The organism is Lysobacter sp. Soil_C_15 (assembly GCF_057657315.1).
Genome location: NZ_JBDGIR010000001.1, coordinates 776,899 through 802,881 on the forward strand (window position 1 = coordinate 776,899; position 25,983 = coordinate 802,881).

Below are 25,983 nucleotides of genomic sequence, written 5' to 3' on the forward strand. Positions count from 1 at the left end.
CACGCCGCTCCTACAGGGGTACGGCGCCCCGGTTTGGGTAGGAGCGACGCAAGTCGCGACCGCGCCGTCGCCCGCCGTGGCGATCCGATCCCGAAGCGCGCAACACGCGCCTGCTCGAACAGAAGCCGCCGATGGGCGTGCCTATCGGTCTTGCCCCTTGTTCGGCCAAACGCGTCCGGGCGCGACGGCTAGTTTTGCTCCGGCTACTTTTCCTTGCGCCAATTGATCGAAGCCCGATTCTCCAGGGTGCTCGACTCGATCTCGATGTCGAAGCCCTTGCGCAGCAGGTACTTCAGGGTCAGCACCTGGCCGGTGCCGAGCAGCGACACGCCATAGCCGACGTACAGGCGCGGCGACAGGTATTTGCCGACGCCGAGCACCGAACCGCCGAGGGCGCGGCTTTCCATCACCCCGGCGTCGTCGAGGCCGATCTTGGCGCCGAGCTGCGAGGCCAGCAGGCCGCCGCCGGCCGAGAGCGCGGCGCTGGCGGCGTTGAGCTGCTTGCTCTCGTCGCCGGTGACCGAGGACAACGGGCGGCCGAGGGCGAGGTAGGCCAGGGCTTCGGACTGCGAGCTGGCCGGGTCGGACCAGACGTTGACCTGCGGCGAGCTGACCCGGCCGCTGATGTCGACGCCGGCGGTGACCGCGCCGACTTCGCGCTCGGCGCGGATGTCGAGGATCGGGTCGGACACCGGGCCGTTGTTCCAGATCAGGTTGCCGCGGCTGATCTGCAGCTTCTGGCCGTAGGCGGTGTAGCGGCCTTCGACGTTGAGCGCGCCGCTGGCGGTCATCTCGCGGCCGGGGCGCGAACGCACCCGCATCTGCCCGCCGAGCTTGCCTTCCAGGCCGAAGCCGTTGAGCTTGACGTCGTCGCCGACCGCCAGGGTCAGGTCGAGATCGAGCGGCGAGCTGCCGGTGTCTTCCGGATCGACCGGATCCAGCACGACCACGTCCTCGGACACCGACACGCCCTGGTCCAGGCGCTCCAGGTCGATCCGCGCCGACGGAATCGTTACCTTGCCGGTGACGCCGAGCGGCTGCCTGGCCGCGTAGCGCACGGTCAGCTCGGGATTGGCCACCGCGCGCAGGTCGCGGGTGTCGGAAGCCAGCACGTTGGTGCCGCGCAGGTTGAGCACCAGCGGCGTGTCCTCGCCCTGCCAGCCCAGGGTGCCGTCGACGTTGAGCGTGCCCTCGCCGGAGCGCACGCTGCCGGCGATGCGCGCGCTGCCGTCGGGCTGCGCGTCCAGGCGCACGTCGCCGTCCTGCAGCACGATCGCCAGCGACGGCACCTCGGTGCTGAACTGCGACAGCCGCGCCTGGCCGCCGAGCAGCGGCTGCGAACGGGTGCCGGCCAGACTGATCCGGCCTTCCAGCTTGCCCTTGGGCTCGACGATGTCGGGCGAGAACAACTCGATCCAGGTCAGCTCGTCGGTGTCGACCGCGATCGCGCCCGACAGCGGCGCGTAGGCGTCCCAGCCGGTGGCGAGGTTGGCCTCGATCCGGCCGTCGTCGTTGAAGCCGGCCTTGAGTTCGGCGCGCAGCCTTTGCGGATCGAACTCGGCCTTCAGCGCGAGCTGGTTGTAGCGCAGCAGCTCGCGCCGCGAGCGTTCGCTGAACTTGAGCCCGCCGCCGGCGGAAGTGACGTCGAACTGGCCGCGCCAGCCGTTGCCGAGCGGGCGCAGGCTGCCGTCGATGGCGATCTCGCCGCGCAGCAGCCACGGCCGCTTGTCGCTGCGTTCGGGCAGATAGGCCTGGGCCAGCAGCAGCGGCAGCCCCTGACCCTTGAGGTCGAGGCCGCGTCGCGGCCAGTCCGCGTTCGCGCACAGCGAGCCGCCGCTGCTCGAGGCCAGGCAGGCGTTGCTGAGCGCGCCTTGGCGGCCGTCCCAACGGAACTGCGCGGGCTGCTGCAGGCGCCACGAGGCGCCCTTGCTCGGGGTCAGCTGCAACGACGCCAGCGCGCCCTGCCAGGTCGCGCCGCGCTTGTCGGCGTGGCCGCTCAGATCGAGCGCGGCGACCTCGCTGCGCGCCTGCGCCTGCAGTTGCAGGGCTTCGATCGCGCCGCGCGCGTCGATGTTCAGCGACGACAGCGCCAGGCCGGCGTCGAGATCGCTGGCGCGCACGATCAGCTCGCCGCCGCGGCCGCGCCAGGGCAGGCGGCCCTTGGCGCTGACGCTGGCGGCGCGGTAATCGCCGTACTTGAGCCCGCTGCCGCTGAGGTCGGCGTCGATGTCCGGCGCATCGGCCGCGCCCTTGAGCTTGAGCGTGCCGCTGAGGCTGCCCGCGGCGCCCGGCAACAAATCGTTCAACTGCAGCGGCGCCAGCTTGGCGTCGACATCGATGGCCTGGGCGTACTTGCCCTTGGCGTCGATGCGGCTGCCGCCGAGGGTCAGGGCGACCTCGCCTTCGTAGGCGTCGCCGGTCTTGCCGCTGGCCGCGCCGTGCATGACGAAGCGGCCGCGGCCGCCGAGCGGGCGATCGCGCAGACGCCCGCCGAGGCGTTCGGCGCTGGCCTGGATCTCCAGACCGCCGTCGGCGCGGGTGCTGCCGGTGCTGGCCAGCTGGCCGTCGACCGCGCCCTTGAACTCGGGCGCGAAGTAGCCCGGATCGAAACCGGACAGAGTGGCCTTGGCGTCCCAGCGCAGCGACGGCGCCCAGGTCACCTCGCCGCTGGCGTCGAGGCGGCCGGTCGGCATCCGCGCCTTGAGCGACTTCAGGGTCATGCGCTGGTCGTCGCCGCGGCCGTCGAACTCGACCGTCGCCGCCTGCTGGTCGCGCACCAGCTTGGCGGTGCCGATCGCCGCCCACTGCTTGACCGTGCCGGCGAAGCCGAGGTCGGCGGTTTCCAGGGTCACCGCCGGCGTCGCCGGCGCGGCGATCGCCTTGGCCGGCTTGCCGACCGTAGCCAGGGTGGTCGGCGCGGCCTGGCCGCCCCAGGTCAGGCCGCGGGCGTTGATCGCGAACTTGAATTGGCCGTTATCGGCGTCGCGGAAGTCGGCGCGGCCGCGCAGGGTCGCGCTGCCGCCGAACAGGCGCAAAGCCAGCGGCTGCACGTCCAGCACCTGCTCCTTCAGCGACACCTTCGACGGCAACACCTCGATCGCCAGGTCGCCCTGGCGGAATTCGCCGCGCAACTCGGCCTGGCCGCCGACGCCGTCGGCATCGAACCGCAGCGCCATCGGCGTGTCCGACGGCCGGGCCTCGGGCGAGACCAGCAGGCCGATGTCGAGCGCCTCGCTGCGCGCCTGCAGCCGCCAGCGCGGATCGTCCTTGCCGCGCAGGGTCAGGGTCGCGCGCACCGGGCCCGGCGCGGCGCCGGCCACGGCCACGTCCATGCGCGCCAGATCGCCGCGCGCGACCAGGCCCAGGCGCGGCGGCGTGCGGCCGAAGCCGGCCGGCAGCACCGCGGTGGCGACCAGGTCGGTCTTGAAGTCGTCGTGCGGCTCGTACTGCCCGTGCAGGGCGAAGCGGCCGCGGTCGGTGTCGGCGTCGAGCTTTTCCACCCGCAGGCGACCGGACTGCGCATCCAGCCCGGCGCGCAGGCGGCGCACGTCGAGCAGCGGCTTGCCTTCCTGGCTGAGCTTGAAGCCGTCGATGCGGACGTCGTCGGCCTGCAGCGCCAGCGGCGGTTCGATCTGCGGCAGCACCTCCGGCCAGCGCGGCAGCTCGAACGGTTCCTCGCTCTTGGCCAGGTCCAACGTCGCCCGCTCGACCTGCAGCGCGTCCAGGCGCAGCTTGCGGCCGAGCAGCGGACGCAGGGCCGGATCGACGTAGATGCGTTCGGCGGTGAACACCGTGCCGCGGTAGCTGAAACGCACCCCGCGCAGGGTCAGCGGCCCCGACATCGGGCCTTCGGCGCTGCGCCAGGTGAAGCTGGAATCGGCCGGCAGGCGGGCCACGATCTGGCGCAACAGCAAGTCGCGGCCGGCGATGGTGGCGATCAGCCAATACACCGCGAACGCGAACAGCAGCGTCAGCGCGGCGGCGACGAAGCTGCTGCGCCAGGCCCAGCGCTTGGCCGCCGCGCGCCGGCGCTGGCGCCGCTCGATCAGCAGTTGCTCCGGAGTTTTCGCCGTCTCGCTCATGTCGTTGCGGATACGTCCTTGGGTCCGGGTCAGAACTCGGCGCCGATGTTGAGGTAGATCTGGAAGTTCGAATCCGGGTCGTCCAGGCCGCGCGCGATGTCGATGCGCAGCGGGCCGACCGGCGAACGCCAGCGCAAGCCGATGCCGACGCCGGTGCGCATGTCGGGCGTGTCGTCGAAGGCGCTGCCGCTGTCGACGAACACCGCGCCGCCCCAGCTGTCGTTGAAGTACTGCTCGTACTCGACGCTGCCGGTGACCACGTTCTTGGCGCCGAGCGCGAAGGCCTTGCGGTCCGGCCCGGCGGGGATGCGCGGGCCGACTTCGCGCCATTCGTAGCCGCGCACGCTGCGGTCGCCGCCGGCGTAGAAGCGCAGGCTCGGCGGCAGGTCGACCAAGGCATTGGTGAAGGTGTGGCCGAGCTCGCCGCGCACGATCAGCCGGCTGCGCTCGGCCAAGCCCTTGTACCAGCGCGCGGTGACGTGGGCCTGGATGAAGTTGGCGTCGGAACCGACCCCTTCCAGGCCGCCGCGGATCATGCCGGTGGCGCCGATGCCGTTGCGCGGGTACAGGCGGTCGTCGGCGTCGATGTATTCGGCGCGCAGCGAGGGATACAGGAAGGTCGCGGTGCGGTAGTCGACCGGCGTGGTCGGATCGTCGTCGTCCTCGTCGGCATAGGCCCAGCGCTCGCGCAGGCCGTGCAGCGAGGCGGTCGCGGTCCAGTGCTGGTTGATCTTGCCGCTGCGGCTGGCGACCAGTTCGATCCGGCGGGTATCGATGTAGTCGGTCTGCTCGTCCGAGCCCTGCAGGCTGAAGGTGTACCAGCCGTCGACCCAGGCGAAGGCCGGGATGCGGTACTGCAGGGTCGCGGTCTTGCGCCGCTGCGCGTAGTCGACCTGGGCCAGGGCCTTGTGGCCGCGGTCGTTGAGGTAGCGCCGCTCCAGGCCCAGGCGCACGCCGGCGCCGCTGTCGGTGCCGTAGCTCAGGCCGGCGGTGTAGATGCTGCGCTTGGCCGGAGTCAGCACCACCTTGACCGGCACCTGGCCGTCGACCGCGTTCTCCGGCTGCGGCTCGATGTCGATGCTGGAGAAGTAATCCAGCCGCGCCAGCGATTCGCGGAAGCGATCGAGCTTGCCTTGGTGGTAGTAGCTGCCCTGCTCCCAGTACACCAGGCGCTGCAGCAGGCTGTCGCGGATGATCCGCTTGGGCGTCTGCTCGAAGCTGATCGGCCCCATGTCGTAGCGCGGGCCGCTGGTCCAGACCAGGTCGATGTCGGCGGCGTTCTGGGCCCGGGTGACTTCGACCCGGCGCGAAGAGAAATCCGCATCGAAGTAGCCGCGCTCGGCCAGGCGGCGACTGATCTTGGTCTTGCTGGCCTCGTACAGCTCGTGGTTGAAGACCTGCTCGGGACCGGGGCGGAACGCGGCCAGGTCCTGGTTCAGATAGCGGTCGTCGCTGCCGGCGCCGAGGATGGCGATGTCGGAGCGGCGCACCTTGACCGGCTCGCCCTTGTCGACGGTGATCACCACCGACACCGGCGTGCTGGACGGGGCCCGCTCCGCGGCCGGTTCCGGCGCGGCCGCGGCATCGGCGGCCGCGGCTTCGCGTTCGGTCTCGGCATCGCCGGCCTGCGATTCGCTGCGCCGGCGATTGCCGCGCGAATCTTCGACGGTGATGGTCGGCGAGTAGTAGCCGAACGGCTCCAGCGCCTCGCGCGCCTCGTCCTCGGCCTCACGCAGCAGATAGCCCAGGCGGCGGCCGGACACGGTCTTGCCGATCGCGTCGACCAGCGACAGCGAGACGCGCACGTTCTGGGTCATGGCCTCGTCGAGGCCGCGGATCTCGACCTTTTCCACCTTCGCCGCCTGCGCCGCGCCGACGGATGCGAAACACAGGGCGGCGGCGAAGATCAGGCGGGAGGTCGGGGGCATGCGTCAGGTTAACCGGCAACGGCTTGTATTGCTTGGAGATTTTCCGGGCAGTTTGCAGCCTGCGACGTGCGTCCGCGTTAAGGGCGCGTGACGCTGTCGCGATGCATGGGAGGCGAAACGCCGCGCCGGCGACGTGCGTGAGGCGAATGCGGGCGCGCGCCGACGTCCGCAGAGCGCGCGGCGATCGCTCGCAGCGCGGTCGCGGCTTGCGACCGCAGGAAAATCCCCGTGGCGGCGCCGCTCCTGCCTGGGAGCGGCGGGGCTCAGATCGACAGGTGTTCGATCGCGGCGACGCTGCCGAGGCGGTCGGACAGGCGCTTGAGCAGGGCCAGGCGGTTGTTGCGCACCGCCGCGTCGTCGACGTTGACCATGACCTTGTCGAAGAAGGCGTCGACCTGCGGCCGCAACCGGGCCAGGCGGCCGAGCACGGCGACGTAGTCGCGCTGGGCCAGCAGCGGATCGGTGTCCGCCACCGCGGCATCGACCGCCTCGGCCAGCTCGCGCTCGGCCGGCTCGGCGAACAGCGCCGCATCGATGGCTTCGGGCAGCCCGCCCTCGACCTTCTTGAGGATGTTGCGGCTGCGCTTGTTGGCCGCGGCCAGGGCCTCGGCTTCGGGCAGCTTGGCGAACTCGGCCATGGATTTCATACGCGCATCGAAGTCCACCAGCGAATTGACGACTTTCATGGCGAACACAGCATCGAACTGCTCACCCTTGTACCCAAGATCCTGGTAGTAGCTGCGCAGGCGGTCTGCCACGAAGTTATAGATATCAACGCTGAGTTGCACGAACTCTCTTAGCTCAGGGAGATCTTGAGAAACACTGATGTCGATACCCTTCTCATGCAGCTTGAGAGCCGCCTGCATGAAAGGCAGGGTTTCTATTTTTTTTACCGAAGCTATAGACAAAATTGCCGAGTGCATTAGCGACTGAAAGAAATCAACATCAACTCGCGACTCGATAATCGTTCTCGCAAGCCCAAGAGCGTTTCGCCGCAAAGCAAAAGGGTCTTTGTTTCCCGTAGGCCTGAGTCCAGCAGCGAAGCCACCCGTTAGGGTATCCAGCCGTTCGGCGATCGCCACCACCTGGCCCAGCTTCGACGGCGCGATCGCGTCGCCGGCGAAACGCGGCATATAGGCCTCGTCGATCGCCGCGGCGACCTCGGCGCTTTCGCCCGCAGCCCGGGCGTAATAGCGGCCGGCGATGCCCTGCAATTCCGGGAACTCGTTGACCATGCGCGACTGCAGGTCGTTCTTCGACAGCGAGGCGGCGCGCGCGGCCTGCTCGGGATCGACGCCGACCTGCTCGGCGATCGAGCGTGCGAGTTCGGCCACCCGCTCGACCTTGTCGGCGACGCTGCCCAGCTTGTCCTGGTACTTGACCGTCTTCAGGCCCTCGCCCATCGCGGCCAGGCCCTGCTTGAGATCCTCGTCGTAGAAGAACTTGGCGTCGGCGAAGCGCGGCCGGATCACCCGCTCGTAGCCCTTGCGCACTTCGTTCTCGTCGCGGCTGGCGATGTTGGCGACGCCGACGAAACGCTCGGTCAGATGGCCCTGGCCGTCGAGCACCGGGAAGAACTTCTGGTTGGCTTCCATGGTCGCGATCAGCGCTTCCTGCGGCACGCGCAGGAACTCGCGCTCGAACCCGCAGGCGATCGCCACCGGCCATTCGGTCAGGCCGTTGACCTCTTCCAGGATGCCTGGGTCGATGCGGGCGACGCCGCCGGCGCCGCGCGCGGCCTGCTCGACCTCGCGCACGATGCGCTCGCGGCGCTCGTCCGGATCGACCAGCACCTGCGCGCTGCGCAACGATTCGACGTAGTCGTCCGGCTCGCTGAACCACACCGGCTTGTCGTGCATGAAGCGGTGGCCGCGGCTCATCCGGTCGCTGGCGATGCCCAGCACCCGCGCCGGCACCACGTCCTTGCCGAACAGCAACACCAGCCAGTGCGCCGGACGGGCGAAGCCGTAGTCGTGGTCGCCCCAGCGCATCGGCTTGGGAATCGGCATCGCCGCCAGCGCCTCGCGCACGATCTCCGGCAGCAGGCTGGCGGTGTCGGCGCCGGGCTTGACCGCGCGGTGGACGAAACGCTCGCCCTTGGCGTCGCTGGTGCGCTCCAGTGCGGTCCAGTCGATCCCGGCCTTGGCGGCGAAGCCCTGCAGCGCCTTGGTCGGCTGGCCGTCGGCGTCGAGGGCGATGTTGAGGTAGGGGCCGAGCACTTCGCTCTTCTGTTCCGGCTGCTGCGCCTGCACCGCACGCAGCTGCACGGCCAGGCGGCGCGGGGTGTACAGCGGCTTGGCGCCGTCGCGGTCGAAGCCGATGCCGCGCTTGTGCAGGCCGTCGAGGACGCCGTCGAAGAAGGCCTGGGCCAGGCCCGGCAGCGCCTTGACGGGCAGTTCCTCGGTGCCGAGTTCGATCAGAAGAGGTTGGGTCGTGCTCATGCGGTGGCCTTTGCGGTGTCGCCGCGCGTCCTGCGGACGGCGCCGGAAATTTTCTGGGTGTTTCGTGCGGGGCGGAATGCCCTCACCCCCGCCCCTCTCGCGCAGGCGGGAGAGGGGCCACGAGGAGTCAGGCGGCCTTGGGCGGCTTGAGGCCCGGGAACCCGAGCTTCTCGCGCTGCGCGTGGTAGGCCTCGGCCACGCCCTGGGCGATCTTGCGCACGCGCAGGATGTAGCGCTGGCGCTCGGTCACGCTGATCGCGCGGCGCGCGTCGAGCAGGTTGAAGCTGTGGCTGGCCTTGCACACCTGGTCGTAGGCTGGCAGCGGCAGGCCGAGTTCGATCAGCTTCGCGGCTTCCTTTTCGCAGGCGTCGAAGCGGTGGAACAGCTCGGCCACGTCGGCGTGCTCGAAGTTGTAGGCGCTCTGCTCGACTTCGTTCTGGTGATAGACGTCGCCGTAGGTCACCGCCGTGCCGTCCGGACCGTAGGTCCAGACCAGGTCGTAGACGTTGTCGACGTTCTGCAGGTACATGCACAGGCGCTCGAGACCGTAGGTGATCTCGCCGAGCACCGGCTTGCACTCCAGGCCGCCGGCCTGCTGGAAGTAGGTGAACTGGGTGACTTCCATGCCGTTGAGCCAGACTTCCCAGCCCAGGCCCCAGGCGCCCAGGGTCGGCGATTCCCAGTTGTCCTCGACCAGGCGCAGGTCGTGCACGCGCGGGTCGACGCCGAGCGCCTTGAGCGAGTCGAAGTACAGCTCGACGATGTTGTCGGGGCTGGGCTTCATCGCCACCTGGTACTGGTAGTAGCGCTGCAGGCGGTTGGGGTTTTCGCCGTAGCGGCCGTCGGTGGGACGGCGGCTGGGCTGGACGTAGGCGGCGTTCCACGGTTCCGGGCCCAGCGCGCGCAGGAAGGTCGCCGGGTGGAAGGTGCCGGCGCCGACTTCCAGGTCCAGCGGCTGGATCAGCACGCAGCCCTGCTCGGCCCAGTAGGCGTTCAGGCGCTGGATCATGGCCTGGAAAGTCAGGCCTTGGGGGGTCGGGCCCTGGCCCTGAACCGGGGTCGGTGCGTCGCTGGCGTCCATGGTCTCATCGCAGTGCAGCAAAGCGGGTTAGTATACGGCGAGGCCCGCCGGGCGGGCCCGCGCGCCTGTCAATAGCGGGCTGCAGTCGGGCTTCCGGATCGGCGGTCCGGCCCGGATTTCGCAGCGCCTCCCCCACTCGCCGCCCGATCGTGAACCCGCCTTTCCTGATCCTCGAGACCGGCCAGCCGGTCGCCTCCATGCGCCGCCACCGCGGCTTTCCGCACTGGATCCGCGTCGCCGCCGGCCTGAGCCGCGACGAGGCCGTCGTGGTCGATGTCGAACGCGGCGAACCCCTGCCCAGCCGCGAAGGCTTCGCCGGCGCGATCGTCACCGGTTCCGGCGCGATGGTCACCGACCGCGCCGAGTGGAGCGAACGCAGCGCGCAGTGGCTGCGCGAGGCCGCGCATGCGCGGCTGCCGCTGTTCGGCATCTGCTACGGCCACCAGTTGCTGGCGCATGCGCTGGGGGGCGAGGTCGGCAACCACCCGGGCGGGCGCGAGATGGGCACGATCGCCCTGGAGCTGCACCCCAGCGCCGGCGAGGATCCCTTGTTCGGCGGCCTGCCGGCGCGGTTCCCGGCCCAGGCCACCCACCTGCAGACCGTGCTGCGCGCTCCCGAGGGCGCGACCGTGCTGGCGCGCTCGGCGCACGACGCCTGCCATGCCTTCCGCTGGGGCGAACGCGCCTGGGGCGTGCAGTTCCATCCCGAATTCAGCGCCGGCCACATGCGCGGCTACGTGCGCGCGCGCCAGGACGCGCTGCGCAACGAAGGCCACTGCCCGAAGTCGATCGCCGGTGCGGTCAGCGCGACCCCGCATGCGCGCCGCGTGCTGCGCCGCTTCGTCGGCCACGCCCGCGCCCTGCACGGTCGCTGAGCCCGCCGTGTCCTGCGTCTTTGCGCGCGCTCCGGCCGGGGCGCGCTCCGCCAACCGAGGGGCCCCCGCCCCGGGATCGAACCGATGACCCAACCGATACGCAAGGTACCGCTGAGCCACGGCGTGCAATGGCTGCTCCGCGCGGTCAACCTGGGCAGCCGCAACCCGCGCGCGATCTTCGGCGCGGCGGTGCTGTTCATGGCCGTGCTGTACCTGCTCGCGGTGCTGCTGGCGACGCCGGCGCGCAGCCTGGCCGGCGGCGCCGATCCGGACATGAGCAGCGTCGCCACCGCGTTGATCCCGATGTTCGTGCTGTTGGTGCTGGCCTTGCCGGTGCTGCTGGCCGGGCTGATGCACGTGATCCGCGAAGCCGAGGCCGGGCGCCCGACCCGCGCCCGCGACCTGTTCGCGCCGCTGCGCCAGCACAAGCTCAGCGCCCTGGCCGGGCTGGGCCTGATCCAGATCGCCCTGACCCTGGTCAGCGGTGCGCTGGTGGTCTGGCTGGCCGGCCAGGATTACTGGTCGCAGTACCTGGAGATGCTGCGCGCCGCGCTCAGCGGCCAGGCAGTGAAGCCGCCGGAGCCCGAGCACCCGGGCCTGATGATGCTGGTGCAGTTGCTGTCGAACTACTTCACCAACGCGATGCTGCTGATCGCGGTGCCGCTGATCATGTTCTCCGGCCTGGGCCTGTCGGAGGCGGTCAAGCGCAGCCTCGGCGCCTCGCTGTGGAACCTCGGCGCCTACCTGCTGGCGGCGATGCTGTTCATGGCCGCGGTGATGATCTCCGGCCTGATCGTCGCGGTGGTGGCGGTGATCGCGAACCAGATCGGCTCGCTGCTGCATCCGGCGGTGGGCTCGCTGCTGACCATGGTGCTGCTGATCGGCTACGGCGCGACCGTGCTGGTGGTGCTGTGCGGCACCTGCTATTTCGCCTGGCGCGACGTGTTCGGCCACGAGGCCGATGCCGCCGCTGCGCCCGCCTCGACGCCGCGTCCGGGGCAGTTCGAGGCCTGACGCCAGACTGCCGTGGCGCCGCTTCTGTAGCAGCGGCGTCAGCCGCGACGCGCTGCGGCCGGTCGCGTCGTAATCGCGAAGTCGCGGTCGCGGCTCACGCCGCTCCTACAGGGCGGCATCGCCGGTCTTGCCAATTCCGAATCACAGCATGCCGGGGTCCAGCGCGGCCTGCAGCGCCGCCTGGAAGCTCCAGCTCAGCCACACCGTGGCCGCCAACGCGCCGAGCAACTGCAGGCCGATCCAGGCCCAGGCCCAGGCCGGCATGCCGCGCTCGTCGCTGCGCTCCACGCGCGCGCCGGCCAGGCGGTCGTGCAGGGCGCGTTGCTCGGGCTTGGCCACCGCGACCAGATGGCCGACGTTGAGCGTCAGCCAGGACAGGCTGCCGGCGAAATAACGCAGCGCCGCGCGGCCGGCGCCGAGCCGGCCGCCGTCGGCCGCGACCACGCGCAGGCCCAGCGCGCGCTTGCCCGGCGTCGTCTGCCACGGGCTGGCGACGCCGCCGATCTCGATCAGCGCACCGAGCGCGACATAGGCCAGCAGCCAGCCCAGCACCAGGGCGCCGAGCGCCGCGCCGACCTGGCCGAGCGCGGCGTGCAGCGCCGGGTCGGCCATCAGGCGCCGGGCGAAACCGGCGAAGTTCAGATCGGCCAGGGCCGAGTCGGCCATCACCTCGGCGGCGCGGCGGCCGATCGCCGCCTGTCCCTCGCCCATCGCCTGCAGGCGCTCGGCCCACCACGGCGCGCCGAATGCGCTGACCGCGGCGGCGGCGACGGCCGCATCCAGCGACCAGGCCGCGTAGCGCGGCCAGAATCCGGCCGGCGCGGTCATGGGCCGGAAGCGTCGCCGGTCTCGGTCCGGTCGCGGTCGGAAGCGACCCATCTGGAGGCGATGATGCCCAACTCGTACAGCACGCACATCGGAATCGCCAGCATCAGCTGCGAGACCACGTCGGGCGGGGTGATCACCGCGGCGATGATGAAGATGCCGACCACCGCGTAGCCGCGGCCTTCCTTGAGCTGGGCCGGGGTCACCCAGCCGAGCAGGGACAGGATCACCAGCGCCACCGGCACTTCGAAGCTGATGCCGAAGGCCAGGAACAGGATCAGGACGAAATCCAGATAGGCGTTGATGTCGGTCATCATCGCCACCCCGGCCGGGGTGACCTTGACCAGGAAGCCGAACACCGACGGCAGCACCAGGAAGAACGCGAACGCGCAGCCGATGTAGAACAGCGACAGCGCCGAGGCCAGCAACGGCAGGGCCAGGCGCTTCTCGCGCTTGTACAGCCCCGGCGCGACGAAGGCCCAGGCCTGGTACAGCAGCCACGGCATGGTGATCATCAGCGCGGCGAAGAAGGCCAGCTTGATCGGCGCCGAGAACGGCGAGGCGACCTCGACCGCGATCAGCTGGCTGCCGGCCGGCAGCTTGGCCAGCAGCGGCGTGGCCAGGTAGTGGTAGAGCTTGTTGGCGAACGGCAGCAGTCCCAGGAACACCACGATCAGGCCGACCACGCCGCGCAGCAAACGCGCGCGCAGTTCGATCAGGTGGTCGAGCAGGCGCGGTTCGGCCGTCGCGTCGCCGGCGTCGCCGTGCGGCGGAAGGTCAGCGTCGCTCATCGTTGGAAGTCGGGCTCGGGCTGCGGGGGCGGTAGTCGGGCAAGGCGGCGCCGGCATGGCCGTGATCGACCGGTTCGGGCGCTTGCGCGTCGTCGATCGGCAGCGGCGCCTCGGCGGGCGGTTCGGCCGCCGGCTCCGCCGCGGTTGCGCCGGCCTGGGCGGGCGGAACTTCCTCCGCCGGGCCCCGCGCGCCGGCCGGCGCGGCGATCCGGCGGTTGAGTTCGTCGACCTCGTTGCGCATCGCCTGGCCGCTGTCGCGCAGCTGGGCCTGGGCGTCGCGCAGGTCGGACTGGGCTTGGCGCAGGCTGCGCTTGAGCTCTTCGTCGGCGAGCTCGTTCTCGAGCTCGGACTTGACCGAATACCACTGCGCGCGCGCGCGCCGCACCCACAGGCCGGCGAACCGCGCGGCCTTGGGCAGGCGCTCGGGTCCGAGCACGATCAGGGCCACGATCGCGATTACGAAGACTTCAGAGAAGCCTATGTCGAACATGCGGTAAAGCCGGGCGGGGGCGGAAGCGTCTGCGCCGCGGCGTCAGCGCGGGGTGTGCTCGTCGTTGCGCGAGGCGGCGTTGCTGTCGTTGCGACGGCTCTCGTCGCCGAGCTGGGCCGAGGGCTTGTCCTCGTCCTGCATGCCTTTCTTGAAGCCCTTGACGGCTTCGCCGACGTCTTTGCCGATGTTGCCCAGGCGTTTGGTGCCGAACACGAGAACGACGATCAGCAGGACGACGACCCAGTGAATCCAACTCATGCTGCCCATGGCGGTGTCCTGTAGGAACCTGTAGATGAACCGGGATGAGCGCGCGCTGGGCCTGGAGCCGGCGGCTCGGGTGACCGGGCCGCGGCCGGGCGATCGCTGCGCACGACCCGGGAGTCCGAGGATACCGCAACCTCGGCGACAGGACAGGGCGCGCGCAACGCCGAATTGCAGGGTTTTCGTTGCAATAGGTCGTCAGTCACGCCCGGGCGCGGCTCAGGGCAGCGGTTCGACCTTGGCCGGGTTGGCCGGCACGGTTTCGAACGGCTGCGGCTGGCCCGGCTCGACCGTCTGCGCCGGCTGGGCCGGAGCCAGGCGTTCGCGCGCCGGCGCACGCGGCGCGGCCGGCGCGGCGCCGGCTTCGGGATAGACCGTGGCGCCGAGCGCCGGACGCTGGTCTTCGGCGCTGCGGTTGGCGCGCGCGGTGGCGCTGGCCTCTTCGAGGCGATCGCGGAAGTCCACCACCGCGGTCGAGGGCTGTCCGGCCGCGCGGCCTTCGAAGATCATCCGCGGCGTGCTGCCTTCGCCGTACACGGCCTGGTTGGCGTCGTCGTCGATCGACAGCGCGGCGCCGTCCAGGGCGATGCCGGCGAACAGGCCGCGCGCGCGCGACCACGACCAGATCTCGGCCTTGAGCTGGCCGTCGGTGGCCGCCGCGGCGGTGCGCCCGACCGGACCGGCGGCGACGCTGGCGTCGGCGCCGAGGGTGACCTTGCCGTTGACGATAGAATCCAGGCCGCGCGCACCGCGGAACACCAGCACGATGTCGGAGGACTGCACGCCGGCCTGGAAGCCGAAGCTGCCGCCGGTGAGCTTGACGAAGCTGGGGTTGGACCAGGTGCCGTCGGGGTTCTTGACCGAGACCAGGCCGTGGCCGCGGCGGCCGCCGACCACCAGGCCGATTTTCAGCGTGTCGGGCACCACGACTATCGCCCGGGCCTCGTCGAACAGCTTGTCGGGGATCGAGGACTCGGGAATCTGCTGGATGTCGGCGAGCACGCGCACCGCATCGCGGGCGCGCTGGTCCTCCGTCTCGCCGGCGACGGCGGCGGTGGCGGCGAGCCCCAGGCTCAGGGCGAGGCTCAGGCTCAGGGCGCGGGGCAGCGGACGGGACATGGCGGACTCCGGCGTGGCGTAGGGAAACCTACGAAGTAGAGAGAACGGAACAACGGGCGGCCGCCGCGAAAGCGAACCGCGCACGGCGCCCATGGTAAGCAAGGACGCCGCTTCCGGCATCGGCCTGAGGCTAGCGGCGCGGCGATGAATCGCTACGGAACTGCGCCGCCGGCCGCGCGCGGCTCATCCAGCCGCCCCGACAGCCAGTGCGCGATGTTGAGCGCGAGCTGATGATTGCGTTCCGCATCGGGCGCGTTCATGCCCATCGGCGCGCCCTGCGCGCCTTGCCGTTGCGCGCTGAACATCGCCGCTTCGCCGAAGAACGCGGCACGGCCGCGACCGACCCGCAGCAGCGCTCCCTGCGACCAGCCCCCGACTTCGATCCGCGGCGTGTCGGCGTCGAACCGCCAAGGCTTGGCCGGCTGCAGCGACACGTAGCCCGGCGGCAGGGTCAGCACCGGCTCGGCGCGCGGCGGCAGGCGGAAGGCCTGGCCGGTGAAGCTGCGCACCTGCTCGACCGCTTCGCCGGGCGCGCCGCCGCGGGTCACCGCGTGCGCGGCCAGGCTGCCGTCGCCGCGCCGGAACACGGTCGGCCGGGCGAACAGTTGCGCGCGCCGCTGCGGATCGGCGTCGAAGCCCGGCATCGCGAAGCCGTCGAGGAACTCGATCCCGAACGCGCGCGCCAGGCCGGCGGCGGCGCCGGCCAGCGGCATGTGGTCGGCGATCAGCCACAAGCGGCCGCCGCCTTCGACCCAACGCCGCGTCGCGCGCACTTCCTCGGCATCGAACGCCGAGGGCGTCGGCGAGGGATAGTCGTTCCAGTCCGCGTCGCCGGGCTGGGCGTTGGCGATCACCAGGATCGAGCACGGCGCCAGCGTCGCCGCGCTCAGGCGCGCGCGCAGCGGCCGCACCGCATAGCCGTCGCGCCGCAGCAGCTCGCCGAAGCTCCAGTAGCGGCCGTCGAGGGTATGGAAATTGTGATGGCCCTCGTCCAGGCACAGGCTCGGACCGGTGCCGGCGGGATAGGCCGGTCGCGCGATCGGCGGGCGGTAGTCGCGGTCGGGCAGTTGCTGGGCCGCGGCCGGCGACGCGGCGGCGAGGAGCCAGGCGAGGAAAAACAAGGCGGACGGGCGGCGGCGGCTCATGCGGGCTCCAGGGCGCAAAGGGGCGGGACCGGCAAGACCGGACCGGATCGGCACAGACGGCGAACGCGCGGCGGGCGTTGGCGGTGTACAGGATGGTCGCCGGCACGGCGCCGGACTGTGGCGGCGGTCGCGCCATCGCCGCCGCCGCTGCGACGCAGCGTTGCCGGGCGAATCGGTGTGCGTACGCGGAATTCGCCGCCGCCGCGGCCGCGCCTATCGCTGCGATCGAAACATTCGATCCGGCAAGGATTCCGTGGCCGCGCCCGCGGATGTCATCCTATGCCGATGCCCGCTCACGCCAGCAACGCCGAGGCCCGCACCGCCGCCGCCGACACCGCGGTGGTGCTGGTCAATCTCGGCACCCCCGACGCGCCCAACACCGCTGCGGTGCGGCGCTACCTGTCCGAATTCCTGCACGACCGCCGGGTCGTCGACCTCAGCCGCTGGCTGTGGTGCCCGCTGCTGCATTTCGCCATCCTGCCGCTGCGCAGCGGCAAGGTCGCGCACAAGTACGCCAGCATCTGGCTGCCGGAAGGCTCGCCGCTGGCGGTCTACACCCGCCGCCTGGCCGAGGCCGTGCAGCGCGAGTTGCCCGACGCGCGGGTGCTGCATGCGATGCGCTACGGCCAGCCCTCGTGGAAGCAACTGCTGGCGCAGCTGCGCGAGCAGGGCGTGCGGCGGGTGTTGGCGCTGCCGCTGTATCCGCAGTTCTCGACCTCGACCACCGCCTCGGTCGGCGACGTGTTGCAGGCCGCCGCCGGCCTGGACACGCGCCTGCTGCACGACTATCACGCCGACCCGGCTTGGGTCGGCGCGGTCGCCGATTCGATCCATCGCCACCGCCAGCACCACGGCGAGGGCGAGCACCTGCTGTTCTCGTTCCATGGCCTGCCGCAGCGCTTCGCCGACGCCGGCGATCCCTACCCGCGCCAATGCGAGGCCAGCGCGCGCGCGATCGCCCAAGCGCTGGGCCTGGCCGAAGACGCCTGGACCCTGTGCTACCAATCGCGCTTCGGCCGCGAGCGCTGGCTCGAACCGGCCACCAGCGACGGCTTGAACGCGCTGGCGGCGCGCGGCGTGCGCAAGGTCGACGTGGTCGCGCCGGGCTTCGCGGTGGACTGCCTGGAAACCCTGGAGGAAGTGGCGATCATGCTGGCCGCGGACTTCGCCGCGCGCGGCGGCGAGCTGCGCTACATCCCCTGCCTCAACGATTCGCCGGCGCATGCGTCGGCGCTGGCCGGCATCGCCCGGCGCGAACTGGACGCCTGGAACTGATGGCCGCATTGCAGGAATTCGTCGTCGACACCGCCTTCGGCCGCCTGGCCGGGCTGCGCAACGGCCGGATCGGCGCGCCCAAGCTGCTGGCGCTGCACGGCTGGCTCGACAACGCCTCCAGCTTCGTGCCGCTGGCGCCGTGGTTCGAAGGCTACGACCTGGTCGCGCCGGACTTGCCCGGGCATGGCGCCAGCGCGCATCTGCCGGCGGCGGCCGAGTACACCCTGGTGACCGCGGCGCGCGCGGCCTTGTCGGTGGCCGATGCGCTGGGCTGGGATCGCTTCCACCTGCTCGGCCACTCGCTCGGCGGCGCGACCTCCAGCATGCTCGCCGCGGCGCTGCCGCAGCGGATCGAAAAATTGCTGCTGGTCGAGGCGCTGGGCTCGCTGTCGGAACCCGAGGAGCGCGTCGCCACCCGCCTGCGCGAAGCCTTCGCCGGCCAGGCCGCGTTGGCCGGCAAGCAGCTGCGGGTGTTCGACGACATCGCCACCGCGATCAAGGTACGCATGGCCGCCAACGACCTCAGCGAACGGGTCGCCCGGCTGCTGGTCGAGCGCGGGGTCGCGCCGGCGCAGGGCGCGCAGCGCCAGGGCTACGTCTGGCGCAGCGATCCGCGCCTGACCCTGACCGCCGCGCTGCGCATGAGCGAAGCGCAGATGCGCGCGCTGATCGGCGCGATCGAATGCCCGACCTGCATGGTCTGGGCCGACCCGGCCCAGGCTTACATGCCCGACGCGCTGCGCCGCGAACGCGCCGGCCTGCTCGCGCGCGGCGAGATGCACGTGCTGGCGGGCACGCACCATCTGCACATGGAGCAGCCGGCGCCGGTGGGGGAACGGTTCCGGGAGTTTCTGGCGGGCTGAGGCGGCCTGTCGGATGGGTCTTCGCGCGGGAGTTCGCGGTCGCGCGGAAGAGCAACCCCCTGCCCCCTTTTTCGAAGGGGGGAACAGCAACGGCGCGGGCGTGGGTGCTGGCGGCGGCGATCGTGGCGATGACGTCACCGACACCGGCTTCGGCACTTGCACCGGCACCAGCACCGGCACCGGCACCGGCACCGGCAACAATAGCGGCGACGGCAATCAGGGGCGCGGCGAGCGCGTTGTGTCGCCCCCTTTGGAAAAGGGGGCGAGCGCCCGGCGCCGGTACGAAGTCCGAAGCGGCCGGCGGCGCGGGGGATTTGCCGTTGCCCGCCAGGACGGGGCGAACACCAGGCACGGCGCTCCGGCCCGGGCTTCAACCCAGCAAGGAATCGCACGTGCCGGGCCTCGCGCAGCGATGTCTGCAGGCCGCGGCAGGCTCAGTCGGCCGCGATCAAGCGCCGCAAGCCGGCCTTGAGGCTGCGGCCGGAAGCGCGGAAGTAGTCGCGCTGGTCGCGCCAGTCCGGACAGCGCGCTTCGACTTCGCGCCAGAACGCGCGCGAGTGGTCGGCGTGGATCAGGTGGCAGAGCTCGTGCACCAGCACGTATTCGAACGCCGCCGGCGGCGCCAGCACCAGCGACAGGTCCAGCGACAGCGCGCCGTCCGGCGCCAGCGAACCCCATTGCGAGGACATCACCCGATAGCGCAGCCGCGACGGCGGGCGCGGCAGGCCGGGCAGGTACTTGGGCAGCCAGCGGCCGACGTCGGCGCGGGCCTGGCCTTCGTAGAACTCGCGCATCGCCCGCTGCAGCGCGGCCGGCTTGAGCGTATCGGGCACGGCGATGTCGAGCGCGTCCTCGGCCAGTTCCACCCGCAGCGCGCGCGCTTGGCGCCAGCGCACCGGCCAGTCGCGTCCGCGCAGCGGCACGCTGGCCGGCGCATGCGGCTGCAGCGGCGGCGCGCCGCTGTCGGCCAAGGCCATCTGCGCCAGCAGCCAGTCGCCGTGCTCGATCACGAAGCGCTGGCCGGCGATGTCGCTGGCGCGCAGCGGCAGGGTCAGGCGCGGGCCGCGCTCGTCGACGCTGAGCCGGATCCGCCGCGCGCGCGGGTCGCGCACCCGCAGCACCTCGATGCGGCGGCCGTTGCCGAGCTCGATCGCGACGGTCTCGCGCGAGACCGTGCGCGGCGCGGCCGGCGGCTTGCCGCTCAACAGGCGCAGCAGCAGATTGCTCATGAGGACGGGGCCGCCATGGGCCGAGGATAGCGCTTGCCGGCGACCGGTGGACGATGCCGGCGGCCTGGCGCTGCGCGGCGACGGCCGGCGCCCTCGCCCCCATCCCCCTCCCGCAGGCGGGACAGCGGCCAGCAGTCGTCGCGCCAGGGCGGACGCGCTGCGCTTGGGGACGAAGCGGCGCCCGCCGTCGACAGGCGCAGCGTGGGTCGCGCGGGCCTCAGCCCTCGACCTTGGACAGCTTCAGCGCCGGCTCCAGCACCTTGAACAGGCGCTTGACCTCGCCGCTCATCAACGCGAAACGCGCGTCGAGCTCGGCGCGCAGGCCGTCGCCCTCGGAATGCTCGAGCTGGTCGACGGCGCCGTCGAGCAGCTTGAATTTGCGCACTACCAGGTCTTCGCCGAGCACGAAGGACACGTGATCGTCCAGGGTCAGGGCCAGGCGGGTGACCTGCTTGCCGGTTTCCAGGTGCTTGGCGATCTCGTCGCTTTCCAGTTCCTGGCGCTGGCACTTGACCACCGCGCCCTGGTCGACCGGATCGCGCAGCTCGCATTCGTCGCCCAGGCTGAGCCCGTCCGGCATCTCTTCGCCGGCGACCCAGCCGGTCAGCACCGAGCGCGGCGCGATCTCGGCGTTCAGCGGCAACGCCGGCAGGCTGCCCATGGCGCGACGGATCTCGCTGATCACGTTCTCGCCGGTCTTGCGGCTGGAGGTGTCGACGATCACCAGGCCGTGCTCGAGGTCGATCATCGCGTCGGTGCGGCTGGGCTTGATGAAGGCGCGCGGCAGCAGGTCGACGATCAGCTCGTCCTTGAGCCGCTTGCGGGTGCGGCCGCCGGGCTTGCGCCCTTCCTTCTGCTCGATCTCGGCCAGCTTCTTGGCCAGCATGTCGTTGACCACCGCGCCCGGCAGCAGCCGGTCTTCGCCGCCGGAGGTGATCCAGATCGCGTCGCCGATGCGGTTGCTCATCGCCGCGTCCTCGGCGTCGCGGCCGAACGGCGAGATGAAGCCGCGCGAGGACAGCTCGAGCGGGCCGACCGGCTTGAGCCGGCATTCCTCCAGGCCTTTGTCGAGCTCGCTGAAGTCGTGACTGGTGGGAAAGCGGAACAGCGTCAGGTTGCGAAAGAACATCGAGGGACCGGATTGAAAAGGAATGGAGTCGGATGCTCTTGCTCGGCGTTCCCGCGAAGGCGGGAATCCAGAGACTTCAGAGCCATTCGGCGATAACGTCGGGCAAGTACGGCGGCGCCGACGCAAGCCGGTGCCGGCCGGGAAACGGATACGGCCTCATCCCGCCCCTGCGTCGTCGCCGTCGGCGATGGCCTGGTCCAGCCACGCCGGCGCCGCGGCGATCGGCGCGCCGGCCTTGCCCAGGCCGAGGAAGTCGAACAGCTTGGGATCGCTGAGCTGCGACGGACGGATGTCGCCGAGCGCGCGCGAAATCGTCTCGATGCGGCCGGGCGTCTCGCGCTCCCAGGCGTCCATCATCCGCTTGACCTGCTTGCGCTGCAGGTTTTCCTGCGAGCCGCACAGGTTGCAGGGGATGATCGGGAATTGCTTGATCGCCGCGTAATCGACGATGTCGTCCTCGCGCACGTAGGCCAGCGGCCGGATCACCACGTGCTTGCCGTCGTCGGACAGCAGCTTGGGCGGCATGCCGCTGAGCTTGGCGTGGAAGAACAGGTTGAGGAAGAAGGTCGCGACCAGGTCGTCGCGGTGGTGGCCGAGCGCGATCTTGGTGAAGCCCTGCTGCTCGGCGTAGGTGTACAGCGCACCGCGCCGCAGGCGCGAACACAGCGAGCACATGGTCTTGCCTTCCGGCACCACCCGGGTCACCACCGAATAGGTGTCCTGCTCGAGAATCTTGTACGCCACCCCGATCGATTCCAGGTACTGCGGCAGCACGTGCTCGGGAAAACCGGGCTGCTTCTGGTCGAGGTTGACCGCGACCAGCTCGAACTTCACCGGCGCCTTCTTCCGCAACTGCAGCAGGATGTCGAGCAAGGTGTAGCTGTCCTTGCCGCCGGACAGGCAGACCATGACCTTGTCGCCGTCTTCGATCATGCCGAAATCGGCGATGGCGCGGCCGACCTGGTGACGCAGGCGGGTGGCCAGGCGCTCGCCGTCGGCGGCGGGGACGACGCCGGGGCGGGCGCGGCGGATGGGTTCGGCCAGGGGCAGGACGGTGTTCATGAGGCCGACGATTCTACGCCAAGGGCCGGTGAACGCCCTCGCACCGGCCGCCGCGGCCGATGACGCCCGCGCGGGCGGCGCGTTAAGCTGGAGCGCATGACCGCCAGTACCGATGCCGCCGAGATCGCCCGCCAGCTGGCCGAGCTGCGCCAGGAACATCGCGACCTCGACGCGGCTATCGAGCACCTGGGCCTGGACCCGCAGGCCGACGAGCTGACGGTCAAGCGGCTGAAGAAGCGCAAGCTGTGGCTGAAAGACTGCATCGCCCGGCTGGAAAGCGCGCTGATTCCCGACCAGCCGGCCTGAGCACGCCAGCCGGCGTTCAGCGCGCGCCGGCGCGGGCCGCTACACTGCCGCCTGGACCACCGAGTGGAGTATCATGAAGCTCTGAACCGATACGCCGTCTTCGCAACCGACGCGACTCGCGCGCCGTTGCCCTGCCCGTCGCATCGCCGGAGCCCTCATGCCCGCCCCTCCCGCCTCGGACCCGGTCCGATTGCAGGCCTTCGGCCTGTCCGCCGTCCTCGACGACGGCCGCATCCTCTACCAGAACCTCGACCTGAGCCTGCGCCGCGGCTACACCGCCCTGGTCGGCCGCAACGGCGCGGGTAAATCGACCCTGCTCGCCGCGCTTGCCGGCGAGGCCGCGCCGGCCCAGGGCCGGCTCGAGCGCCGCGGCACGATCGTCCATCTGCGCACCGAGGCGGCGCCCGCGTCGCGCGGCAGCGTCGCCGCCCTGCTCGGCGTCGCCCCGGCGCTGGCCGCGCTGGACCGGCTCGCCGCCGGCCAAGGCAGCGCCGACGACCTGGTCCGGGTGGCCGATCGCTGGGATCTGCGCGAACGCCTGGCCCGGTCGCTGGACGAACTCGGCCTGGGCGGCCTGTCGCTGCAGCACGATCCGGGCCGCTTGTCCGGCGGCCAACGGCAACAGCTGCGCCTGCTCGGCGCCTGGCTCGCCGAGGCGGACATCGTCCTGCTCGACGAGCCCAGCCGGCACCTGGACGCGGAGTCTTCCGCGCATTGGTTCCAGCGCTACGCCGCCAGCGCGGCGGCGGTGCTCGCGGTCAGCCACGATCCGGCCTGGCTGGAACAGGCGCCGCGCATCGTCGAACTCGGCCGCGACGGCGCGACCGAGCACTACGGCGGCCTGGCGCAGTACCTGCGGCAACGCGATCGCCGGCGCCGCGAAGGCCTGGACGCGCTGGACGCGGCGCGGCTGGCGCTGCGCCGCGAACGCCGCGATCAGGTCCGCCAGCGCGAAGCCCTGGACCGGCGCGCCGCACGCGGCCAGCGCGCCGGCGCGCAGGCCAACCAGTCCAAGCTGTTGCTCGATTTCAGCCAGAACGCGGCCGAGCGCCATCAAGGACGCCGCCGCGCCGCACTGAGCGAACGCTTGCAGCAACGCGACGCCGCCGTCGGCCAAGCCCATGCGCGCGCCGACACCGCCGCCGCGCCGGTGTTCCTGGGCAGCGCCGCGCAACAGCCGGCCGGACGGCGCACGCTCGAGTTCGCCGCCGCGCATCCCTGCCATGCCCAGCCTGCGCAATCGCTGAGCGCAGTGTTGGACGGCCCGGTGCGGATCGGCCTGAGCGGCCGCAACGGCAGCGGCAAGACCAGCTTGCTGCGCGCCATCGCCGGGCTCGGCACGCTCGCCGCCGGGCACGCGCGGGCGGCGGTTGCGACGCTGTGGCTGGACCAGGATCTGCGCTTGCTGCCGGCGCAGGCGGGCGCCCTGGACTGGATCGCCGGCGACGCGGCCGGCGGCGACGCGCAAGCGCACGCCGCGCTGGCCACGCGCCTGGCCTTGCTCGGCCTGCCCGGCGATCGCGCCCGCCAGGCGATGGCCACACTGTCGGCGGGCGAACGCATGCGCGCGGCGCTGGCCGCGGCCGCGTATCGCGATCCGCCGGCGCCGTTGCTGCTGCTCGACGAACCCGGCGAACACCTCGACCTGGACAGCCGCGAAGCCCTGATCGGCTTGCTCGACGCCTGGCCCGGCGCCTTCGTCGTCGCCAGCCACGATCGCCGCCTGCTCGACGCCCTGCGCCTGAGCCATCGCATTCATCTGACAGATGTCAGTGCGCAGCTGGAAACGATTGCGGCATCGTCGCGCCCTTGATCGAAAGAATGCGAAATCGGTGACCGGGATCGCGGGCGCGCTGTGCTAGGGTGCCGCGACTCGCAGCAGGCAGGGCTATGGCGAACAAGGACGAACTGATCGGCGCGGCGCGCAATCCCTGGTGGCAGGGCACCGCGGCCGTGGTCCTGGTCGCGCTGGCCGCGACCGCCGCGCTCGGCGGCTTCGGCGAAGCCAAGAGCAAGAGCAAGCCGCTGCCCGAATACAAGGCCGGCCACCGTTTCCAGGGCGGCGCGCTGGCGGTGAAGCCGTTGCGCGCCTGGGTCGCGCGTTACAAGCCCGGCGGCCGGGTCGACCCCTACAGCCCGGACAAGCTCTACCTGGTGCTGCAGGTCGAAATCGAGAACCGTACCCAACGCAGCATCAACGGCTTCGGTTATCCGCAGCAGGACCTGATCCTGCTGTCGAAGAAACGCGAACCGATCCCCGCCGAGACCTTGATGATGGCCGACGACCACAGCATCGCCGCCGACCTGCACCCGCGCCTGAAGCAGCGCGTCGACCTGGTCTGGACGCTGCCGCGCGGCTATGTCTATTCGCCGCAGGAAACCTGGGGCGTGTTCGCCCGCGACTACAAGGCCAAGGCCTATCTCAACGACGAGGGCGCCTGGGTCCAGGGCAAGCCGGCGGCGAAGTACCGCCTCGCGGTGCAGGACCTGCGCGACCGGGCGGTGGCGCCGTGAGCGCGCCGGCGACGACGGGCGCGGCGGCCTCGCCGCACTGGCGGCTGCGCTGGCGTTGGCGCGACGCGCTGTGGATAGTGCTGGCGCTGGCCGCGGTGGTGGCGCTGCGCAAAGGCGAATCCGATTACGAGCAGCGCGACGCGCCGCTGTTGCAGCGCGCGCCCGCGGTCGCGCCGACCCGCGCGCAAGGCCGCAACTTCGCGGTCGAAGTCAAACGGCTCAAGGTCGCCCGCGCCTATCTGCTCAAGGGCGACTACGCCCAGCCGCAGGACTATGTGCTGCGTACGCCCGGCGTATGGCTGTCGGTGGTCGGCCAGAGCGAAGCCCTGCGGCAACCCGGCTATGTCACCGCGCAGCTGCGCACCCGCGACGGCTTGGTCTATGTGGCCTCCAGCCCGGACCGGCCCAAGCTCAAGGGCTTCAACCTGCGCGAGCGCGCGCTGGCGCCGGGCCTGCCGGCCGAAGGCGCCTGGTTCTTCGAAGTGCCGCCCGACCGACTGCAGGGCGCGCACCTGCAGTTCTATTGGGGCAACCTGCTGCCGCACGGCGGCGACAGCCTGGTCGACGTCGACCTGGGCATCGACGCCGCGCAGGCGCGCAAATTGCTGGCCGAAGCCAAGCCGGTACTGGACCTGCGCCCATGACGTCTGCGCCGCCGCCCCCTGCATCGCCCCTCTCGGCGCCCACCGCCATGAACGAATCCGCCGTACCGGCCACCGATCGCCCGGCGTTCGACGCCGGCCACGCGCCCGCGCCGACCGGCTGGTGGCGACGCAACGCCTTGTGGCTGCTCGGCACCGCCGTGCTCGGCGCCTGGGCGATGATCGTGCCTTACCGCGAACAGTTGCAGGTTTACCGGCAACGCCACCCCGACCAGGCCATCGCCGCCGCACGCGGGCAATGGGTCGCCTTCGAAGGCGCGCGCTGGCGCCTGATCGAAACCCAGGCCCTGGCGCCGCGCGATCCGCGCCTGCGCGGCCCGCTGCGCAAGGACGCCGGCGTGCTGCTGGCGACCTTCGAGGTGATCGCCGATTCCGGCACCGTCGCCAAGGACCTCGACCGCTGCCGCGGCCGCATCGCCGATGCCGAGGGCCGACTCTGGGACGCCAATCCCGGCGACCTGCCGCGCCTGGGCGGCGACAAGCTGCCGGAAACCTGCGGCACCGGCTATGGCGCCGACTTCAAGCCGATCAGCGCCCTGCCCGGCCGGCCGTTCGCGTTCCGTCATGCCTACGTGTTGCCGCGCAAGGATCGGCTGGACGGCCTGACTCTGCGGATCGAGTTCCCGAACTCGCCGACCTCTCAGGGCCGTTATCTCAGCTTCGCGCTGTAAGCGTCGCCGCGCTGCCTATGCAGCGTCGTGCCCGCTTCGGCGAAAGCGGGCCGAAGGCGCCGAATGCAGGCGCCGCAAGAACGGGGCGTCGCGGTCGCGCCTCGGGTCGGTGCTACAGGCGAGGGTCGAGAGAGCGTCGGTCGCGGGCGGCGCGAGAGCAGGGGCATCGCGTCGCGACTTGTGACCGGAGGAAATCCCTGTGGAGCGTCGCTCCTAGCCT

At 71.3% G+C, this 25,983-nt stretch carries 22 protein-coding genes; 9 read left to right on the top strand and 13 right to left on the bottom strand.

Annotated features, from left to right (window positions below):
• Positions 1 to 203: 203 nt before the first annotated feature.
• The 4 genes from AC3A57_RS03310 to glyQ form a co-directional block, all read right to left on the bottom strand.
• Complete coding sequence (locus AC3A57_RS03310; RefSeq protein ID WP_487577559.1) at positions 204 to 4,082, bottom strand: translocation/assembly module TamB domain-containing protein; 3,879 nt, start codon at positions 4,080 to 4,082, stop codon at positions 204 to 206.
• Between the two features lie 29 nt (positions 4,083 to 4,111).
• Positions 4,112 to 6,010, bottom strand: coding sequence for an autotransporter assembly complex protein TamA (locus AC3A57_RS03315; protein WP_487577560.1), 1,899 nt, complete (start codon positions 6,008 to 6,010; stop codon positions 4,112 to 4,114).
• Between the two features lie 263 nt (positions 6,011 to 6,273).
• Entirely contained in the window at positions 6,274 to 8,451 is a 2,178-nt protein-coding gene (gene glyS / locus AC3A57_RS03320) for a glycine--tRNA ligase subunit beta (protein ID WP_487577561.1), read from the bottom strand.
• A gap of 127 nt (positions 8,452 to 8,578) precedes the next feature.
• Entirely contained in the window at positions 8,579 to 9,532 is a 954-nt protein-coding gene (glyQ, locus tag AC3A57_RS03325) for a glycine--tRNA ligase subunit alpha (protein ID WP_487577562.1), read from the bottom strand.
• Positions 9,533 to 9,681: 149 nt separating this feature from the next.
• On the opposite strand from glyQ, the gene AC3A57_RS03330 reads away from it, so the two are divergent.
• Both AC3A57_RS03330 and AC3A57_RS03335 read left to right on the top strand, forming a co-directional pair.
• Positions 9,682 to 10,407, top strand: coding sequence for a glutamine amidotransferase (locus tag AC3A57_RS03330; RefSeq protein ID WP_487577563.1), 726 nt, complete (start codon positions 9,682 to 9,684; stop codon positions 10,405 to 10,407).
• A gap of 84 nt (positions 10,408 to 10,491) precedes the next feature.
• Positions 10,492 to 11,421 carry a BPSS1780 family membrane protein gene (locus AC3A57_RS03335; protein ID WP_487577564.1) on the top strand — a complete coding sequence of 310 codons (930 nt, stop codon included), beginning with the start codon at positions 10,492 to 10,494 and terminating at the stop codon, positions 11,419 to 11,421.
• 141 nt (positions 11,422 to 11,562) lie between these two features.
• Here the strand turns inward: AC3A57_RS03335 and AC3A57_RS03340 are convergent, their stop codons facing one another.
• The 6 genes from AC3A57_RS03340 to AC3A57_RS03365 all read right to left on the bottom strand — a co-directional run bounded on the left by AC3A57_RS03340 (position 11,563) and on the right by AC3A57_RS03365 (position 16,052).
• The gene (locus AC3A57_RS03340) at positions 11,563 to 12,249 is read right to left on the bottom strand and encodes an RDD family protein (protein ID WP_487577565.1); all 687 of its coding nucleotides are present in this window, start codon (positions 12,247 to 12,249) and stop codon (positions 11,563 to 11,565) included.
• Positions 12,246 to 13,037 carry a twin-arginine translocase subunit TatC gene (gene tatC, locus AC3A57_RS03345; protein WP_487577566.1) on the bottom strand — a complete coding sequence of 264 codons (792 nt, stop codon included), beginning with the start codon at positions 13,035 to 13,037 and terminating at the stop codon, positions 12,246 to 12,248. Before tatC ends, AC3A57_RS03340 begins: the two co-directional genes overlap by 4 nt.
• Complete coding sequence (gene tatB, locus AC3A57_RS03350; protein ID WP_487577567.1) at positions 13,024 to 13,527, bottom strand: Sec-independent protein translocase protein TatB; 504 nt, start codon at positions 13,525 to 13,527, stop codon at positions 13,024 to 13,026. The genes tatC and tatB overlap by 14 nt, the downstream gene beginning before the upstream one ends.
• 42 nt (positions 13,528 to 13,569) lie before the next feature.
• Positions 13,570 to 13,794: a Sec-independent protein translocase subunit TatA gene (tatA, locus tag AC3A57_RS03355; RefSeq protein ID WP_221670530.1), complete on the bottom strand. Its 225-nt coding sequence runs from the start codon at positions 13,792 to 13,794 to the stop codon at positions 13,570 to 13,572.
• Between the two features lie 213 nt (positions 13,795 to 14,007).
• Positions 14,008 to 14,895: a lipid-binding SYLF domain-containing protein gene (locus AC3A57_RS03360; RefSeq protein ID WP_487577714.1), complete on the bottom strand. Its 888-nt coding sequence runs from the start codon at positions 14,893 to 14,895 to the stop codon at positions 14,008 to 14,010.
• Between the two features lie 164 nt (positions 14,896 to 15,059).
• Positions 15,060 to 16,052, bottom strand: a complete 993-nt coding sequence (locus AC3A57_RS03365; RefSeq protein WP_487577568.1) for a hypothetical protein — start codon at positions 16,050 to 16,052, stop codon at positions 15,060 to 15,062.
• A gap of 279 nt (positions 16,053 to 16,331) precedes the next feature.
• On the opposite strand from AC3A57_RS03365, the gene hemH reads away from it, so the two are divergent.
• Together hemH and AC3A57_RS03375 are read left to right on the top strand one after the other, a co-directional pair.
• Positions 16,332 to 17,327 (top strand): ferrochelatase, encoded by a 996-nt coding sequence (hemH, locus tag AC3A57_RS03370; protein ID WP_487577569.1) that lies wholly within the window; start codon positions 16,332 to 16,334, stop codon positions 17,325 to 17,327.
• Positions 17,327 to 18,190 (top strand): alpha/beta fold hydrolase, encoded by an 864-nt coding sequence (locus tag AC3A57_RS03375; protein WP_487577570.1) that lies wholly within the window; start codon positions 17,327 to 17,329, stop codon positions 18,188 to 18,190. The genes hemH and AC3A57_RS03375 overlap by 1 nt, the downstream gene beginning before the upstream one ends.
• 434 nt (positions 18,191 to 18,624) lie before the next feature.
• On the opposite strand, the gene AC3A57_RS03380 is transcribed toward AC3A57_RS03375, so the two are convergent.
• From AC3A57_RS03380 to ttcA, 3 genes are all read right to left on the bottom strand, one after another.
• The gene (locus AC3A57_RS03380; protein ID WP_487577571.1) at positions 18,625 to 19,419 is read right to left on the bottom strand and encodes a M48 family metallopeptidase; all 795 of its coding nucleotides are present in this window, start codon (positions 19,417 to 19,419) and stop codon (positions 18,625 to 18,627) included.
• 217 nt (positions 19,420 to 19,636) lie between these two features.
• A complete protein-coding gene (locus AC3A57_RS03385) occupies positions 19,637 to 20,548 on the bottom strand; it encodes a recombination-associated protein RdgC (RefSeq protein ID WP_487577572.1) in 912 nt (303 codons plus the stop codon).
• 156 nt (positions 20,549 to 20,704) lie between these two features.
• The gene (gene ttcA / locus AC3A57_RS03390) at positions 20,705 to 21,610 is read right to left on the bottom strand and encodes a tRNA 2-thiocytidine(32) synthetase TtcA (protein ID WP_487577573.1); all 906 of its coding nucleotides are present in this window, start codon (positions 21,608 to 21,610) and stop codon (positions 20,705 to 20,707) included.
• 96 nt (positions 21,611 to 21,706) lie between these two features.
• Here ttcA and AC3A57_RS03395 point away from each other — a divergent pair, with 96 nt between their 5' ends.
• The 5 genes from AC3A57_RS03395 (at position 21,707) to AC3A57_RS03415 (ending at position 25,763) form a co-directional block, all read left to right on the top strand.
• Complete coding sequence (locus AC3A57_RS03395) at positions 21,707 to 21,916, top strand: YdcH family protein (protein WP_487577574.1); 210 nt, start codon at positions 21,707 to 21,709, stop codon at positions 21,914 to 21,916.
• A 157-nt stretch (positions 21,917 to 22,073) separates the two neighbouring features.
• Positions 22,074 to 23,729 carry an ATP-binding cassette domain-containing protein gene (locus AC3A57_RS03400; RefSeq protein ID WP_487577575.1) on the top strand — a complete coding sequence of 552 codons (1,656 nt, stop codon included), beginning with the start codon at positions 22,074 to 22,076 and terminating at the stop codon, positions 23,727 to 23,729.
• Positions 23,730 to 23,806: 77 nt separating this feature from the next.
• Positions 23,807 to 24,430 (top strand): hypothetical protein, encoded by a 624-nt coding sequence (locus tag AC3A57_RS03405; RefSeq protein WP_487577576.1) that lies wholly within the window; start codon positions 23,807 to 23,809, stop codon positions 24,428 to 24,430.
• The gene (locus AC3A57_RS03410) at positions 24,427 to 25,074 is read left to right on the top strand and encodes a hypothetical protein (RefSeq protein WP_487577577.1); all 648 of its coding nucleotides are present in this window, start codon (positions 24,427 to 24,429) and stop codon (positions 25,072 to 25,074) included. The genes AC3A57_RS03405 and AC3A57_RS03410 overlap by 4 nt, the downstream gene beginning before the upstream one ends.
• Before the next feature lie 47 nt (positions 25,075 to 25,121).
• Positions 25,122 to 25,763: a hypothetical protein gene (locus AC3A57_RS03415; protein WP_487577578.1), complete on the top strand. Its 642-nt coding sequence runs from the start codon at positions 25,122 to 25,124 to the stop codon at positions 25,761 to 25,763.
• The last annotated feature ends 220 nt before the right edge of the window (positions 25,764 to 25,983 follow it).

Bases quoted from the DNA above. Each gene is read 5' to 3' on its own strand.
- AC3A57_RS03310 (WP_487577559.1), bottom strand. From the start codon at position 4,082: ATGAGCGAGACGGCGAAAACTCCGGAGCAACTGCTGATCGAGCGGCGC.
- AC3A57_RS03315 (WP_487577560.1), bottom strand. From the start codon at position 6,010: ATGCCCCCGACCTCCCGCCTGATCTTCGCCGCCGCCCTGTGTTTCGCA.
- glyS (WP_487577561.1), bottom strand. From the start codon at position 8,451: ATGAGCACGACCCAACCTCTTCTGATCGAACTCGGCACCGAGGAACTG.
- glyQ (WP_487577562.1), bottom strand. From the start codon at position 9,532: ATGGACGCCAGCGACGCACCGACCCCGGTTCAGGGCCAGGGCCCGACC.
- AC3A57_RS03335 (WP_487577564.1), top strand. From the start codon at position 10,492: ATGACCCAACCGATACGCAAGGTACCGCTGAGCCACGGCGTGCAATGG.
- AC3A57_RS03340 (WP_487577565.1), bottom strand. From the start codon at position 12,249: ATGACCGCGCCGGCCGGATTCTGGCCGCGCTACGCGGCCTGGTCGCTG.
- tatC (WP_487577566.1), bottom strand. From the start codon at position 13,037: ATGAGCGACGCTGACCTTCCGCCGCACGGCGACGCCGGCGACGCGACG.
- tatB (WP_487577567.1), bottom strand. From the start codon at position 13,527: ATGTTCGACATAGGCTTCTCTGAAGTCTTCGTAATCGCGATCGTGGCC.
- tatA (WP_221670530.1), bottom strand. From the start codon at position 13,794: ATGGGCAGCATGAGTTGGATTCACTGGGTCGTCGTCCTGCTGATCGTC.
- AC3A57_RS03365 (WP_487577568.1), bottom strand. From the start codon at position 16,052: ATGAGCCGCCGCCGCCCGTCCGCCTTGTTTTTCCTCGCCTGGCTCCTC.
- hemH (WP_487577569.1), top strand. From the start codon at position 16,332: ATGCCGATGCCCGCTCACGCCAGCAACGCCGAGGCCCGCACCGCCGCC.
- AC3A57_RS03375 (WP_487577570.1), top strand. From the start codon at position 17,327: ATGGCCGCATTGCAGGAATTCGTCGTCGACACCGCCTTCGGCCGCCTG.
- AC3A57_RS03380 (WP_487577571.1), bottom strand. From the start codon at position 19,419: ATGAGCAATCTGCTGCTGCGCCTGTTGAGCGGCAAGCCGCCGGCCGCG.
- AC3A57_RS03385 (WP_487577572.1), bottom strand. From the start codon at position 20,548: ATGTTCTTTCGCAACCTGACGCTGTTCCGCTTTCCCACCAGTCACGAC.
- ttcA (WP_487577573.1), bottom strand. From the start codon at position 21,610: ATGAACACCGTCCTGCCCCTGGCCGAACCCATCCGCCGCGCCCGCCCC.
- AC3A57_RS03395 (WP_487577574.1), top strand. From the start codon at position 21,707: ATGACCGCCAGTACCGATGCCGCCGAGATCGCCCGCCAGCTGGCCGAG.
- AC3A57_RS03400 (WP_487577575.1), top strand. From the start codon at position 22,074: ATGCCCGCCCCTCCCGCCTCGGACCCGGTCCGATTGCAGGCCTTCGGC.
- AC3A57_RS03405 (WP_487577576.1), top strand. From the start codon at position 23,807: ATGGCGAACAAGGACGAACTGATCGGCGCGGCGCGCAATCCCTGGTGG.
- AC3A57_RS03415 (WP_487577578.1), top strand. From the start codon at position 25,122: ATGAACGAATCCGCCGTACCGGCCACCGATCGCCCGGCGTTCGACGCC.